This window comes from Beduinella massiliensis (assembly GCF_900199405.1).
In the GTDB taxonomy this organism is placed as follows: domain Bacteria; phylum Bacillota; class Clostridia; order Christensenellales; family Aristaeellaceae; genus Beduinella; species Beduinella massiliensis.
In genome coordinates, this window is record NZ_LT963430.1 from 1,562,021 (window position 1) to 1,576,007 (window position 13,987).

10 protein-coding genes are annotated in these 13,987 nt (G+C 49.7%); all 10 read left to right on the forward strand.

The window, feature by feature from the left end:
* The first annotated feature begins 53 nt into the window (after positions 1 to 53).
* The 10 genes from wecB (at position 54) to C1725_RS07790 (ending at position 13,982) form a co-directional block, all read left to right on the forward strand.
* Positions 54 to 1,148, forward strand: coding sequence for a non-hydrolyzing UDP-N-acetylglucosamine 2-epimerase (wecB, locus tag C1725_RS07745; protein ID WP_102411056.1), 1,095 nt, complete (start codon positions 54 to 56; stop codon positions 1,146 to 1,148).
* Between the two features lie 27 nt (positions 1,149 to 1,175).
* Complete coding sequence (locus tag C1725_RS07750; protein WP_102411057.1) at positions 1,176 to 5,837, forward strand: glycosyltransferase; 4,662 nt, start codon at positions 1,176 to 1,178, stop codon at positions 5,835 to 5,837.
* Positions 5,838 to 5,918: 81 nt separating this feature from the next.
* Positions 5,919 to 6,884, forward strand: coding sequence for an acyltransferase family protein (locus C1725_RS07755; RefSeq protein WP_102411058.1), 966 nt, complete (start codon positions 5,919 to 5,921; stop codon positions 6,882 to 6,884).
* A gap of 97 nt (positions 6,885 to 6,981) precedes the next feature.
* A complete protein-coding gene (locus C1725_RS07760; protein WP_102411059.1) occupies positions 6,982 to 8,715 on the forward strand; it encodes a hypothetical protein in 1,734 nt (577 codons plus the stop codon).
* 115 nt (positions 8,716 to 8,830) lie between these two features.
* On the forward strand, positions 8,831 to 9,718 hold the full coding sequence (gene rfbA / locus C1725_RS07765; RefSeq protein ID WP_102411060.1) for a glucose-1-phosphate thymidylyltransferase RfbA: 888 nt from the start codon (positions 8,831 to 8,833) through the stop codon (positions 9,716 to 9,718).
* A gap of 3 nt (positions 9,719 to 9,721) precedes the next feature.
* The gene (rfbC, locus tag C1725_RS07770; RefSeq protein WP_102411061.1) at positions 9,722 to 10,285 is read left to right on the forward strand and encodes a dTDP-4-dehydrorhamnose 3,5-epimerase; all 564 of its coding nucleotides are present in this window, start codon (positions 9,722 to 9,724) and stop codon (positions 10,283 to 10,285) included.
* Between the two features lie 11 nt (positions 10,286 to 10,296).
* Positions 10,297 to 11,316 carry a dTDP-glucose 4,6-dehydratase gene (gene rfbB, locus C1725_RS07775; RefSeq protein WP_102411062.1) on the forward strand — a complete coding sequence of 340 codons (1,020 nt, stop codon included), beginning with the start codon at positions 10,297 to 10,299 and terminating at the stop codon, positions 11,314 to 11,316.
* Positions 11,317 to 11,379: 63 nt separating this feature from the next.
* Complete coding sequence (rfbD, locus tag C1725_RS07780) at positions 11,380 to 12,306, forward strand: dTDP-4-dehydrorhamnose reductase (RefSeq protein WP_102411063.1); 927 nt, start codon at positions 11,380 to 11,382, stop codon at positions 12,304 to 12,306.
* Positions 12,307 to 12,601: 295 nt separating this feature from the next.
* On the forward strand, positions 12,602 to 13,318 hold the full coding sequence (locus C1725_RS07785; protein WP_102411064.1) for a VTC domain-containing protein: 717 nt from the start codon (positions 12,602 to 12,604) through the stop codon (positions 13,316 to 13,318).
* Positions 13,311 to 13,982, forward strand: a complete 672-nt coding sequence (locus C1725_RS07790; protein WP_102411065.1) for a DUF4956 domain-containing protein — start codon at positions 13,311 to 13,313, stop codon at positions 13,980 to 13,982. The genes C1725_RS07785 and C1725_RS07790 overlap by 8 nt, the downstream gene beginning before the upstream one ends.
* Positions 13,983 to 13,987: the final 5 nt, after the last annotated feature.

Below are 13,987 nucleotides of genomic sequence, written 5' to 3' on the forward strand. Positions count from 1 at the left end.
CGGCTGCAGTTGCTCCGTTTACTTTACAGATACAATGCTCAGGAGGTTCAAATATGAAGAAGGTTATGCTTGTCTTTGGCACCCGTCCGGAAGCGATCAAGATGTGTCCTTTGGTTCTAGAATTGAAGAAGCGCCCGGAGCTGGAGATTGTTGTCTGCGTGACGGGCCAGCATCGTCAGATGCTCGATCAGGTGCTGGATGCGTTTGGCGTTGTGCCGGATTATGATTTGTTCATTATGAAGGACAGACAGACGCTCTTTGATGTGACGGTCAACATTCTGGAGCGCATTCGCGATGTGCTGGAACAGGTAAAGCCCGATGTCGTGCTGGTGCATGGCGACACGAGCACTACGTTCGTTACTGCCTTGGCGTGCTTCTACATGCAGATTGCAGTGGGCCATGTTGAGGCCGGCCTGCGCACGTATGACATTTATTCTCCTTACCCTGAGGAGTTCAACCGTCAGGCTGTTAGCATTGTGGCCAAGTATAACTTTGCCCCTACAGAGCTGTCCAAGAAGAACTTGCTTAACGAAGGTAAAAAGGCTGAGTCCATCTATGTGACCGGCAATACGGCCATCGATGCGCTGAAGACCACTGTTCGTCCCGATTATACGCATTCCGAACTGGAGTGGGCAGAAGACAGCCGTCTGATCATGCTCACCGCGCATCGCCGTGAGAATCTCGGCGAGCCGATGCATCACATGTTCCGCGCTATTCGCCGCATTGTGGATGAGCATCCGGACGTAAAGGTAATTTACCCCATTCACATGAATCCGGTTGTGCGTAAGGCAGCGGATGAAGAACTGGGCGATAACGATCGTATCCACATCATTGAGCCACTTGATGTGCTGGATTTCCACAACTTTCTTTCCCGTTCGTACCTGATACTTACCGACAGCGGCGGAATTCAGGAAGAAGCGCCCAGCCTTGGCAAACCAGTGCTAGTCATGCGCAACACCACCGAGCGCCCCGAAGGCATCGCCGCCGGTACTCTCAAGCTGGTTGGTGTCAATGAGGACACCATCTATACGGAGTTCAAGCGTCTGTTGGAAGACAAGACGGCTTATGAAGCCATGAGCAAGGCAAGCAATCCCTATGGCGATGGTCTAGCTTGCGTTCGAATTGCCGATGCGCTGGTGAACGAGTAAGAAGTTAAAAGGGAAGTGGATCTATCTATGAAGATCTTGCTGGAAGCTTATCTTGCCAGAAACTTTGGAGACGATCTGTTTGTTGTGCTGCTGGCTCAGCATTATCATGAACATGAATTCTATCTGATTGATGATGAGCATCGATGCGCGGCGATTATTCACTCCAATCATTTATGCAATCTGCATTCCATAGCAAAGCAGGAAATCGACCAATTTATTCATGAATTCGGTGCATACATCTTTGTGGGCGGTGACTTCTATCCGCCCTATATCGATTATGATGGTCGCTGTAACCGAATCAAGAAGGTAAAAGAGAATGGAGGAAAGACGTTTGTTCTCGGCGGCAGCCTTTACAAGCATTACCCGGAGGATAGTCTTTCCGATGTTTATCGCTTTTTCCATATGATCGATATCGTCTCTTTCCGTGACAAGGTGTCTTACGAACAATGTAGGCATCTTTTTCCTGATGTCCTGGCTTACTATGCTTGTGATATGGCCTTTACGCTCTCGGATCATTTCGCGCAGCAAACCTTTGACATTACCCGAACAGCAAACTTAGGTATGTCTGTTCGCAGAAAGCTGAATGGAACACAGAAGCAGTATGATGTATATATCCAGGAAATGGCAGATTTGGCCGAGATTCATCTGAAACGCTCCCCCGAGAATCAAGTAACATTTTTTGCATTTTCAACTAATGAATTTGATGATCGCGATACCGTTGATGACATTATTGCATTGATGGATGAGCATGTACAGGACCGCATCCGAGTTGTTGAATATTCCAGAGATGTTATGGCATTTATTGCGCAAATTAGTACATGTGATGCTATGATATGCACCCGATTCCATTCTTTGTGCATGGCACTCATAATGAGCAAACCGTTTGCAGTGATCAATTATGAAGCGAAAATTGAGAATCTGCTATCAGATTTGAAATACGAGGGGCTGATGGTTTCCTATGGAGAACCCACAACCGGCGAAAAGATCCTTGATTCGATCAAATCTAATCGAGTGGATGCGCAAACACTAAAAGTCTATCGTTCCAAAGGAAATTACTTTTTTAGTCTTAGTGACATGGTGTTGGGAAAGGGCGCGGATACATTGGAAAACGAAAATATCGAAGCGCGGCTCAATCTTGCAAAAGAAATTGTTGAAAAGCAACTGGAGTTGCTCAGCATACAAAATGAGAAAATTAATCAGCAATCTGAATTGCTAAACACCCAAAATGAAAAAATCAATCAGCAATCTGAATTGCTAAACGCCCAAAATGAAAAAATCAATCAGCAATCTAAATTGTTGAGTACGCAAAACGAACGGATCGAGAAGCAATCGGTAGAAATTGTAAACCAAGAAAACCGTTTCCAAAAAACGGGATCGCAATATGTGACTATACTGCGCGAAATTGCCCTATATAGCAGACAGAGCGCCAATCACGGCCGCGAAGTCACCAGTATCCGTTCGACAAAGATAGCACATCTGCTCAGTCGTCTCCATAATCAATTCCTACGCGGTAGTATGCAGGAGAAGAAGGCGTTCCTTTCTTGGCTGTTTAAACGTACGGGCAAGAATGATCACAGCTACAATCCCCTATATTCAATGATTGAGTCATTGGACGCGATCTACGAAAAAGCGTCAACAGGTTTGTCTCGTTCTGTTGCGTTGGTTTCGGATGCTCCCATCCAGATTGGGGCTGATCTCGGAGAAAAGCTTGCTCCTTTAGCTGAAGCACTCGGTGAGTACAGCGGTCGTTATGTGTGCGTTCTGCCTCCAATTGTCGATTTTGACATCGAGCTGTTTCAGCGTCCGCAGCAGATTGGTATCGCCCTGGCAGAACTGGGCATCATGTTGATCTATGTGACCCCCAATTACAACGACCATGTGTTGGGGGTGCGCAAACTGTATGATGACAAGCTGATCCTCATCCCCGATGATGTTCCTCTGGATGCCATTCTGCAAACCGTGCGGAAATATAAAAAAGAATCCGTGCTGGAAGTGTATTCCACAGATATTCGCCTTACGCTGGCTGAGGTCAAGCGTCTGCAAGCCTATGCAGACCGCATCGTATACGAATATATCGATGAAATTTCTCCCGAGATTACCGGCAAAGTGCCCGATTTTGTAATCGAGCGTCACAAAGGTGTGCTTGCTGATCCTTCCTTCAGCGTGCTGAGTACTGCAGACAAGCTGCACGGCGAGGTTGTCAACATCCGCGGCGGCGAGGTGAACTGTGTCCTCTCCTCCAATGGTGTGGACATCCAGCATTTCACGGTACCAAAGGCGGACGTGGCTAATCTGCCAAAAGATTTTGCCGTCGTTGTCAAGCGCAACAAGCCCATCATCGGCTATTACGGCGCCATTGCAACATGGTTTGATTTTGAACTGCTCAAGGAAGCGGCTACTCTCCGCCCCGATTACGAGTTCGTAGTCATTGGCCCCACGATCAATGACAAGGTCAATCAGGAGATTGCCGCCTTGAATAGCGTTTCCAACATCACCGTATGCAACGCCGTCAATTACAAGGAACTGCCCGGTGTAGCCCAGTATTTCACGGTAGCAACTATTTCATTTGTCTGCAATGATATTACGGAATCCACTTCGCCTATTAAAATTTTTGAGTACATGGCGATGGGTAAGCCCATTGTTACCTCCTATATCCGTGAATGTCTCAAATATCCTGTCTATGTAACCTCTACCGTGCAGGAATATGTTGCAAAGCTGGATCAGGCCATTGCAGATGCGCAGAATCCTGAAAAGATTGACGAGATCAAGGCTTGTGCCGATCAGTATTCCTGGACCGCCTGCGCCATGCAGTTGATGCGTGCCGCGTATCCTACTGTTGAGGCCAGAATGGAATGGGTGGTTCTGTCGGCCATTGACTGGGATTTCCGCATTCAGCGCCCGCAGCATCTGGCTCGCCTGCTGGCAGAAAAAGGCGACCGTGTAACCTACGTCAATACGGACATGAGCACCGAGCTGTGCGAAGAAAAGCGCGGCAATGTTGATCTGCTAAAATTGGCCACCACTAAACTGGGAACCTATAGCGTCTTCTTGCTTGAGTCCGAACAGGACAGCGAGGAGCTGTTTCATCAGCTGGATGACTATTTGTCGCACCATCACATCCGTACGGCGAATATTCTAGTGGAGTACCCGACTTGGTTTGGTATTGCAAAGCGTTTGCATGAGAAGTACGGCTTCCATGTATTCTTCGACTACATTGATGAGTATGAAGGATTTAACGGAACCAACACCAACAAGTTCATTCAGCAGGGCGTGAACTGGCTGAATGCTAATAGCAGCGCAGTATTTGCCTCTTCGCAGTATCTGTATGATCATACAAGCCAGGCAAAGGCTCCACGCTTTATCGTGCGCAACGGTACGGAAAGCGCCGCTTTCGCTTCGGCTAGAAGTGAGGCACACAGCGGCAAAAAGATCATTGGTTATTACGGCGCGGTTGCTGACTGGTTTGATGCGGATCTTGTGCTCTACGCTGCCAAACAGCTGCCGGATTGCCGTTTTGTGATTGTTGGCAACTGTGATTCAAAGGTCGCAGCCAAACTGGGTGCACAGTCCAATATGGAATTTGTGGGCGAGGTTCCTTATAACCAGCTTACGGGCTGGTTGAAGACCTTTGATGTTTGTCTGATTCCGTTCAAAGCCTCTTTGAGTTTGATCAAGGCAACGAATCCCGTCAAGTTCTACGAGTATCTCAGCGCAGGCAAAAAGGTTGTAACAACGGAAATTGCGGAATTAATGTCTTTCCGTGATCAATATGTGCTGATGTCCAATGATCCGGACGGTTTTACGAATGCAATCAAGCGCTGTCTGGACGGTACCGATGGACTGGCAAGCGAGGGAAATCGCATCTCCTTTGGCAAGGCCAACGACTGGAGCGAACGTGCTACGGTCATCCGTACCGAAGCAGCGAAAGTTTATCCCAAGGTCAGCGTCGTGATTCTTACTTGGAACAACGCCAAATACAACATTGAATGTTTGCGCAGCATCTACGACTACTCGGGTTATCCCAATCTGGAAGTCATAGTGGTTGACAATGCTTCTACTGACGGAACTCCCAACAGGCTCAAAAAGTTTGCTGCCGGTCATAATGGCATCAAGTTGGTGCTCAATAACGAAAATCTGGGCTTTGCCGCAGGTATGAACACCGGCATCCGAGAAGCTACAGGCGATTATTACGTCATTCTCAACAACGACACGGTGGTTACGCCAGGCTGGATCTCTGGCATGATAGCGTCGCTGCAACAGAAAGACATTGGTGCTGTTGGCTGCATGACCAATGCCATTGCCAATGATGCAAAGGTGGAAGGCAAGTACGATGTGATCGCCCAAATGAATGATTTTGCCCTAATGCGTTCTCAGCAGCACGCAGGCGAAATCTTTGACATCAAAGTGCTGGCACTGTTCTGTACCATGATCAGTCGCACGGTGGTAGACGAGGTTGGCCTGTTGGATGAACAGTTCAAGGTGGGTATGTTTGAAGATGATGACTACTCGCTCAGACTGCATAAGCAGGGCTATCGCACCGTGTGTGCGGAGGATGTTTTCATCCACCACTACGGACGGAGCGGCTTCAAACAGCTTACCGACAACGAATACATGCGAATTTTCAATGCTAACAAAGAGCGCTATGAGAAGAAGCATGGTATTTCGTGGACGCAACATGTTAATGGCTAACGCAGAACAATTGATTGCGCATAACTGAACGTTCCACAAATGTGATGATCGGAAAACACAATCGATAAAAGAGAGGAAAATATGCAATCAAAGACGAACCACAGCAAGCGTATTGCTTGGCTTGATATCGCCAAAGGAATCCTGATTCTGTGCATTATCATGGGACACTGTTCGTCGCCCTTTGGAAACCTTGTTTATACTTTTCATATCCCAGCGTTCTTTTTCTTTGCAGGATATACAGCTCACTTTGACAGAAAGCACTACATTGGCAGGCGCTTTTTGACAAGGGTTGTCCCCTTCTATGCGCTCAACACCCTGTTCATCATCGCATTGGCTGCGCTGGGAAAGCTGCTTCCCTCCGTATATCATCTGTTTTATGCAGAAAAGATCGACTGGGTGGAAAAGATCGGAACGTTGGCTGTCTATTCGGGCGGCATCGATCTGACAGGCGCCCTGTGGTTTGTTCTTGCACTGTTTTGGTGCGAAGTGATCGCAAAGCTGCTTTATGAGCTTTGCAGATGGCTCCACACACAGAAATGGCATCTGCCGCTGTGTATCGCCGTAGGCTTCGGTGGTTACTTTGTTACACAAATGGAATTGCTATATCGGCCGTATACATTCAATTTTGATTTGGGACTATTCGCGTTGTTTTTCTATGCACTTGGTACGTTGTGCGGAGGAAAGAAGGTCTTTGAGAACACTGATCCTGACATCATGACACCCCTGTGTGCAGTGCTGGTATGGTTTGTTGCTTACTTAACTTCCAACAAAAACAATTGGCCTACGCGTGAGTTCGGCAGTATTGTGTTTATGATTGTAGGAGCGCTCAGCGGCGTTTACTTGGTCTATGTCCTCGCCAAGGAGATGGAAGGCTTAGACCACCGCGTGATGATTTCAATTGGTCAAAGTAGCTTTGCATTGATGAGCTTGCATTTTCTGGCTTTTCGACTTGTTTCGACTGTCCTGTTTTTGCTCAAAGTGGTTGATATTTCTGCACTTAGCACGTTCCCGGCTGCCAGCGGAAGGGACTGTGGATTGGCTATTTAATAGGTACCGTTGTACTGATTACACCACTTTCCATGCTAGCGCGCAAAAACGTTGTGACGAATCTGCTGATAAATGGTGAATGGAGGAGAAAAGCGAAATGAGCATCAAAAGAAAAAGATTGATTCTCTGCTGTATTTTTCTGGCTTCGCTTATTTCCGTATGGTGGGGACTGTCTGTCAATAATGCCTTTGTTTATGACGATACAACCATCATTGCAGAAAATAGTCTGAAAAGTTACGGGGAATTGTTCAGCTTTTACCCGACCAGCATTTATCTGGATCGCCCCATCCGAAATATCATTACTAAAGCCATGTACGACTTGTTTGGTACGGATTATGTGCAGTATCACGCGGCAGAGATTCTGGTGCATCTGCTGAATACGGCTCTGCTCTATCTGATTACCAAGGATATATTTGCTGTAAAATTTGGTGAAAAAGATGATCGGGTTTTCATTGGCGCGGCAACGGCAGTAGCTTTTTTTGGCATATGGTTCAAAAGCCATATGGCGGTCATCTGGATTTCGGGCATTAATGATCTGTTCGGAACAACATTTGTGTTTCTTTCCACGATCTTTTTTCTGCGAAGCAGGCAAAACCCGCAATACGTTGCCCAAAATATGCTTCTTTCGGTTTTCTTTTTCTATTTAGCCATCCGAACTAAGGAAATGTTCTATACGCTTCCTTTCCTCTTTGTTCTTTATGATCTCTGGAGAGCGTTGGAGGAAAAGAAAAAGTTCCGTCTCAGCAAGGGAACCCTAGTCAATCTGCTGGTGATGGCGATTTTCTTTGCAGGTATTTTGCTTTGTAAACTGCAAGACAAATTCCTTACGACAGATCCTTCCAATCCCTATTATCAGTCATTTTACCCCGTTGATCTGGTAACTTCTCTGCTGCGTTACTGCATGATGCTCTTTGATTTGAAGCACGGCGGATTCTCATATTATCAAATATCTTTGAGCGGCTTGATTGGCGTAAGCGTTGTTGTTCTGGGATTGATTGCTGCCATAGTGTTGGCCATTCGCAAAAAAGTTTTTTCCCTGCTATTTTGCTACTTTGCCATTGGTTTTTCCATCATAACCGTATTACCCCTCGTCAATCAGCTCCATGTGCTGTATCTGTATTTCCCGTCCGCAATTATGGGCTTGTTGCTTGCCTGTGTGCTGGTCAAACTGCCCGCAAAGAGAACAACTGCATTGTGTCTTGCCATTCTGGTCTGCTTTGCCGCAGGTAATTCGCAGGCCAATACTTCGTTCATCAACGATTGGTTTAAGACATGCAAAATGGAAAACAATACATGGAAGGATCTGGGACGGATTGATAAGCCTATCGAAAACTCCACTATCTATGTGCGTTTGGAAAATGCTGATTCCTATTCACCGTTCTTCTACGGCCCCGGTTCGGTGAGCCGACTGTACTGGCGGGACATGTCGCTGAAAACGGTGCTGTTGCGCGCGGATGAAGAAGTCAGCTATACCGAACCATACGCTGTATGGTACTGCTATGAGAACGGCCATGTGGATGAACTTGAAAGAAACATGCAGCGCAAGGCCCCAGTTATCCTGTCGGTTTATCCCCAAGTTTTGACCGTGACAAAGCAGATGACGGCCGAAAAAAGTGGCATTAATATTGGAATTGTAGTCGACAATATCAATCATATTCAGGCTGCTATGGTCAATGGAGAGGAAAAAAGAATTTTCTACGGTGATGACTTCGTTTCTACCAGCATTCCATATGAAATGCTGGTAGGGAAGGACAGTGTATCTATTCAGCTTATTGACAAGTTTGGTCTCATCAGTGAAGTATGGAATATGCAAGTTCTTCATCAGGAATGATGACAGCTGCCGGTCATTTTCTGTGAAAAGTTTGAACATAAGTCGGAAGATAGATTTCTCTTAGAAAAGTATTTGCTTGCGATTCATTTGGATTATGAAGGAAAGAAGGGACTCCATGAAGGGTATCGTTCTCGCCGGCGGCGCAGGCACACGCCTGTACCCATTGACTATGGTCACGTCCAAGCAGCTGTTGCCCGTGTATGACAAGCCTATGATCTACTACCCGCTTTCCACGCTGATGCTTGCGGGGATCAAGGAAATCCTGATCATCTCCACGCCGGAAGACACGCCGCGCTTTGAACACCTGCTGGGAGATGGCGGCCAGTTCGGCGTAAAACTTACCTATTGCGTGCAGCCGTCCCCGGATGGACTGGCACAGGCATTCCTGCTGGGCGAGGACTTCGTCGGAGACGATGCGTGCGCGATGGTGCTGGGCGATAACATCTTTTACGGAAACGGCTTTGGCAAGATTTTGCGCGCTTCAGTGGAAAATGCGGAGCAAAACGATCGAGCCACCGTGTTTGGCTACTACGTCAACGACCCGGAGCGCTTTGGTATCGTAGAATTCGACGAGGACGGACGTGTGATTTCCGTGGAAGAGAAGCCGGAAAAACCCAAGAGCAATTACGCCATCACCGGATTGTACTTCTACCCGAAGGGCGTATCTGCCATGGCACACGACGTGAAACCCTCCGCGCGCGGTGAACTGGAAATCACCACGCTGAACGACATGTACCTCAGGCAGGCTCGGCTGGATGTGCAGCTCTTGGGCCGCGGTTTTGCTTGGTTGGACACCGGCACGATGGACAGTCTGGTGGATGCTGCGGACTTCGTGCGGATGATTGAGAAGCGCCAGGGGATCAAGATCAGCGCGCCGGAGGAAATTGCATATAAAAATGGCTGGATCACAAAGGAAAAGCTGCTCGATTCGGCGAATCGGTATGGTAAGAGCCCCTATGGACAGCATCTTAAGTCCGTGGCGGAGGGAAGGGTGCGGTATTAACAGATGAAGCGAATCGACACGAAGCTGCCCGGCGTGTGCATCGTCGAACCGGATGTACATGGCGACCAGCGCGGGTATTTTATGGAGACGTATTCCACACAGGCGTTTGCCGACATTGAAATTAACTGCGTTTTTGTACAGGACAATCAGTCCTTCACCGCGGCGAAAGGAACGCTGCGCGGTATCCACTTCCAGAATGCACCGATGGCACAGGCCAAGCTCGTACGCGTGACAAAGGGGGCGGTGCTGGATGTAGCCGTCGATTTGCGCAAAGGAAGTCCGAACTATGGTCAATGGGTCGGCGTGGAGCTTTCCGCGCAGAACAAGCGCATGCTGTTCATCCCGCGCGGCTTCGGCCACGGATTCAAGACCCTGACCGACGATGTGGAGTTTTGCTACAAGGTGGACAACCTCTACAGCAAGGAATGCGACCGTGGCATCCGTTTTAACGATCCGGCTATCGGCGTGGAGTGGGGAGAGGTGACGGAAGGGTTACTTTCCGCAAAGGATACGTCTTCGCCGCTGCTTGCGGACAGCGACTGCAACTTTGTATACGGCGAAATCTGAGGAGGATGCACATGACGATCATCGTGACTGGCGGGGCAGGATTCATTGGCTCCAACTTCATCTTTCATATGCTAAACAAGTACCCGGACGACCGCATCGTCTGCTTGGATAAACTGACGTATGCGGGGAACCTGTCGACCCTTGCTCCTGCGATGGATAACCCGAACTTCCGCTTCGTGAAGGCGGATATTTGCGACCGTGAGGCCGTGTATAGGCTCTTTGAGGAGGAGCAGCCGGATGTCGTCGTCAACTTTGCGGCGGAGTCCCATGTGGACCGTTCGATTGAAGACCCGGGTATCTTCCTGCAAACCAATATTCTTGGTACGGCCACGCTGATGGATGCCTGCCGCAAGTACGGTATCAAGCGTTACCATCAGGTGTCTACCGACGAGGTCTACGGCGACTTGCCGCTCGACCGCCCGGATCTGTTCTTTACCGAGGAGACCCCTATTCATACGTCCAGTCCCTATTCTGCGTCGAAGGCCAGCGCCGATCTGCTGGTGCTGGCGTATCATCGCACCTTCGGCCTGCCCGTCACCCTCAGCCGCTGCTCCAACAACTACGGCCCCTACCACTTCCCGGAGAAGCTGATTCCCCTGATGATCGCAAACGCATTGGATGATAAGCCTCTGCCCGTGTACGGCGAGGGGCTGAATGTACGCGACTGGCTGTATGTGGAGGATCACTGCAAGGCGATTGACCTCATCATCCACAAGGGACGCGTAGGCGAGGTGTACAACGTCGGCGGTCACAACGAGATGAAGAACATCGACATCGTAAAGATCATCTGCAAGGAGCTTAACAAGCCCGAGAGCCTGATTACCTATGTTACCGACCGCAAGGGCCATGATATGCGCTACGCCATTGATCCCACGAAGATTCATACAGAGCTTGGCTGGCTGCCGGAGACGAAATTTGAGGATGGCATCAGGAAGACGATTCAATGGTATCTGGACAATCGTTCCTGGTGGGAGGCGATTATCTCGGGAGAATATCAGGATTACTATCGAAGAATGTACGGCAATCGATAAAATGCGGACGGTGAATTTTAACTTTATTTCTGAAGATAATCTGATGGGGCTCGGAGGATGCGTATGACGGTATTGGTGACAGGCGTAGCCGGGCAGCTTGGCCACGATGTGATGAATGAGCTGGCACTGCGAGGGATTGAGGGCATCGGCAGCGATATCGCACCCATATACAGCGGGGCTGCGGACGGTACAGCTGTGATGGAGATGCCCTATGTGCCGATGGATATCACGGACGCAGAGGCCGTGGAGCGGGTACTGAATGCGGCACAGCCCGACGTGGTCGTGCACTGCGCGGCTTGGACGGCGGTGGATGCCGCCGAGGACGAGGCAAATGCGCAGAGGGTACGCGCCATTAACGCGTACGGCACGGAGAATATTGCGAAGGTTTGCAAGGCACTCGACTGCAAGATGGTTTACATTAGCACAGACTACGTGTTCGACGGACAAGGAAAGGAACCATGGCAGCCGGACTGCCGAAGTTATAAACCGCTCAACGTCTACGGCGAAACGAAGCTGGCGGGTGAGCTTGCGGTCAGCAGGCTGCTGAGCAAGTATTTCATCGTGCGCATCGCTTGGGTCTTCGGCCTAAACGGGAAGAACTTTATCAGAACCATGCTGAATTTGGGGAATACGCACCGCACGATCCGCGTGGTAGACGATCAAATCGGCACGCCTACCTACACATTTGACTTGGCGCGGCTGCTGGTGGACATGCTGCTGACGGAAAAATACGGTTACTACCATGCGACAAACGAGGGTGGATACATCAGCTGGTACGACTTTGCCTGCGAGATTTTCCGTCAGGCGGGTATGAATGTAACAGTGGTTCCTGTTACGACGGCGGAATATGGCGTATCAAAGGCGGCGAGACCGTTTAACAGCAGGCTCGACAAACGGAAGCTGACCGAAAACGGATTTACACCGCTGCCGGATTGGCGGGATGCGCTGCAACGGTATTTGAAGGCATATCTCACCTTGGATGAGGGATGAGGGTTGCCTCTCACCGGTTTCCGTTGAGCGCGCACATTCCTGGCGGAGAATGATGAAAGTTATTGTGCCATGAAAAACGGATAATGGACAAATGGCCTCCAGATGTAGGAAGACCGCTTGGGTGAAAGTCTTGGAATTTGGTTAAAATGGCCTCTGTCATGCAACGAATACCCTGCGAGGAGCGTTTAACGATGTGAAGGCGGCGATTGCCGTTTTCACATCGTTTTCATTTTTGGGCCTGCGTAGTGCCATAAGTTTTACATAGAATTTACTCGCAAAGGAGCGTGAGAACCGGATGGAATCGTTTCAAAGCGTATTCAAGCGGTATGAGAAAAAATATCTGGTGAGCGCCGAGCAGGCGTCTTCGTTGATGAAATGTCTGTTAAAACACATGCGCGCGGACGATTACGGCCGCACGACGATTTGCAGCGTGTACATGGATACGCCGGACTTCCAATTGATTCGCACGTCGCTCGAAAAGCCGGTTTACAAGGAGAAACTTCGCCTGCGCACATACGGCGTGCCGGCCGCCGAGAGCCCGGCCTACGTGGAGATCAAGAAAAAGTACAAGGGCGTGGTGTATAAGCGGCGCATAAGTACGGCTTATGCTTTGGCGGAGGCGTGGCTTTTCCATGGGCTTTGCGTGCCCACGCAGGGACAGATCGAATCGGAGATCGCGTGGTTTCTAAAGAGCTATGAAAATATCGCGCCCGCTGCATCGATATGTTATGACCGCGTCGCGTTATATGGACTGGAAGACCCGCAACTGCGCGTGACGCTGGACGAAAATATCCGTTATCGTACGCGCGACCTCTCGCTTTTCTGCGGGTCGGGCGGAGAACTGCTCATCGCGCCGGGCGAACGCCTGATGGAAATCAAGGTCGCGGGCGGCATGCCGCTGTGGCTTGCGGAGGCGCTCAGCGAACTTCAAATCTATCCTACCTCGTTTTCCAAGTACGGAAACGCCTACAAGGCCATGATGGAGAAAAAGGAGGCTGTACAAATTGCCTGATATCTTTCAAAGCGTCGTCGGATCTTCTCTGACGCCGGGCGCGTTTCTGCTGTGCATCGCTGTCTCTCTCCTGCTGGGCGGTGTGATCGCCGCAGCCTACATGAAGTGTTCGCACTATACACAGAGCTTCGTCGTGACGCTCATCCTGCTTCCAGCGATCGTGCAGACCGTCATCATGCTGGTCAACGGAAACGTCGGCACCGGCGTAGCGGTAGCGGGCACGTTCAGCCTCGTGAGGTTCCGCTCTGTGCCGGGCAACGCGCGCGACATCGGCGCGATATTTTTAGCGATGGCCGTAGGACTTGCGACCGGCGTTGGGTATCTGGCGATGGCGGCGCTTCTGGGCGTGCTGCTATCCGCTGTAATGGTCCTGCTGTGCAGGCTAAACGTGGGCGCGCGGGGGACGGGAGAAAAGCATCTTACCGTTACAATTCCCGAGAATCTGGACTACACGACGCTCTTTGACGATCTCATGCAGCGTTACACCTCCTCAAGCGAGCTGGTAAACGTCAAAACGACGAACATGGGCAGTCTCTACAAGCTGGAGTACGAGATCGTGCTGCGCGACGCAAAGAAGGAAAAAGAGATGATCGACGAGATACGCTGCCGCAACGGCAACCTGGAAATCAGCTGTGGACGACAGAGGATGCACGACCAGTTATAAGCGGT

Coding starts and splice junctions, on each gene's coding strand:
- wecB (WP_102411056.1), top strand. CDS start 54: ATGAAGAAGGTTATGCTTGTCTTTGGCACCCGTCCGGAAGCGATCAAG.
- C1725_RS07750 (WP_102411057.1), top strand. CDS start 1,176: ATGAAGATCTTGCTGGAAGCTTATCTTGCCAGAAACTTTGGAGACGAT.
- C1725_RS07755 (WP_102411058.1), top strand. CDS start 5,919: ATGCAATCAAAGACGAACCACAGCAAGCGTATTGCTTGGCTTGATATC.
- C1725_RS07760 (WP_102411059.1), top strand. CDS start 6,982: ATGAGCATCAAAAGAAAAAGATTGATTCTCTGCTGTATTTTTCTGGCT.
- rfbA (WP_102411060.1), top strand. CDS start 8,831: ATGAAGGGTATCGTTCTCGCCGGCGGCGCAGGCACACGCCTGTACCCA.
- rfbC (WP_102411061.1), top strand. CDS start 9,722: ATGAAGCGAATCGACACGAAGCTGCCCGGCGTGTGCATCGTCGAACCG.
- rfbB (WP_102411062.1), top strand. CDS start 10,297: ATGACGATCATCGTGACTGGCGGGGCAGGATTCATTGGCTCCAACTTC.
- rfbD (WP_102411063.1), top strand. CDS start 11,380: ATGACGGTATTGGTGACAGGCGTAGCCGGGCAGCTTGGCCACGATGTG.
- C1725_RS07785 (WP_102411064.1), top strand. CDS start 12,602: ATGGAATCGTTTCAAAGCGTATTCAAGCGGTATGAGAAAAAATATCTG.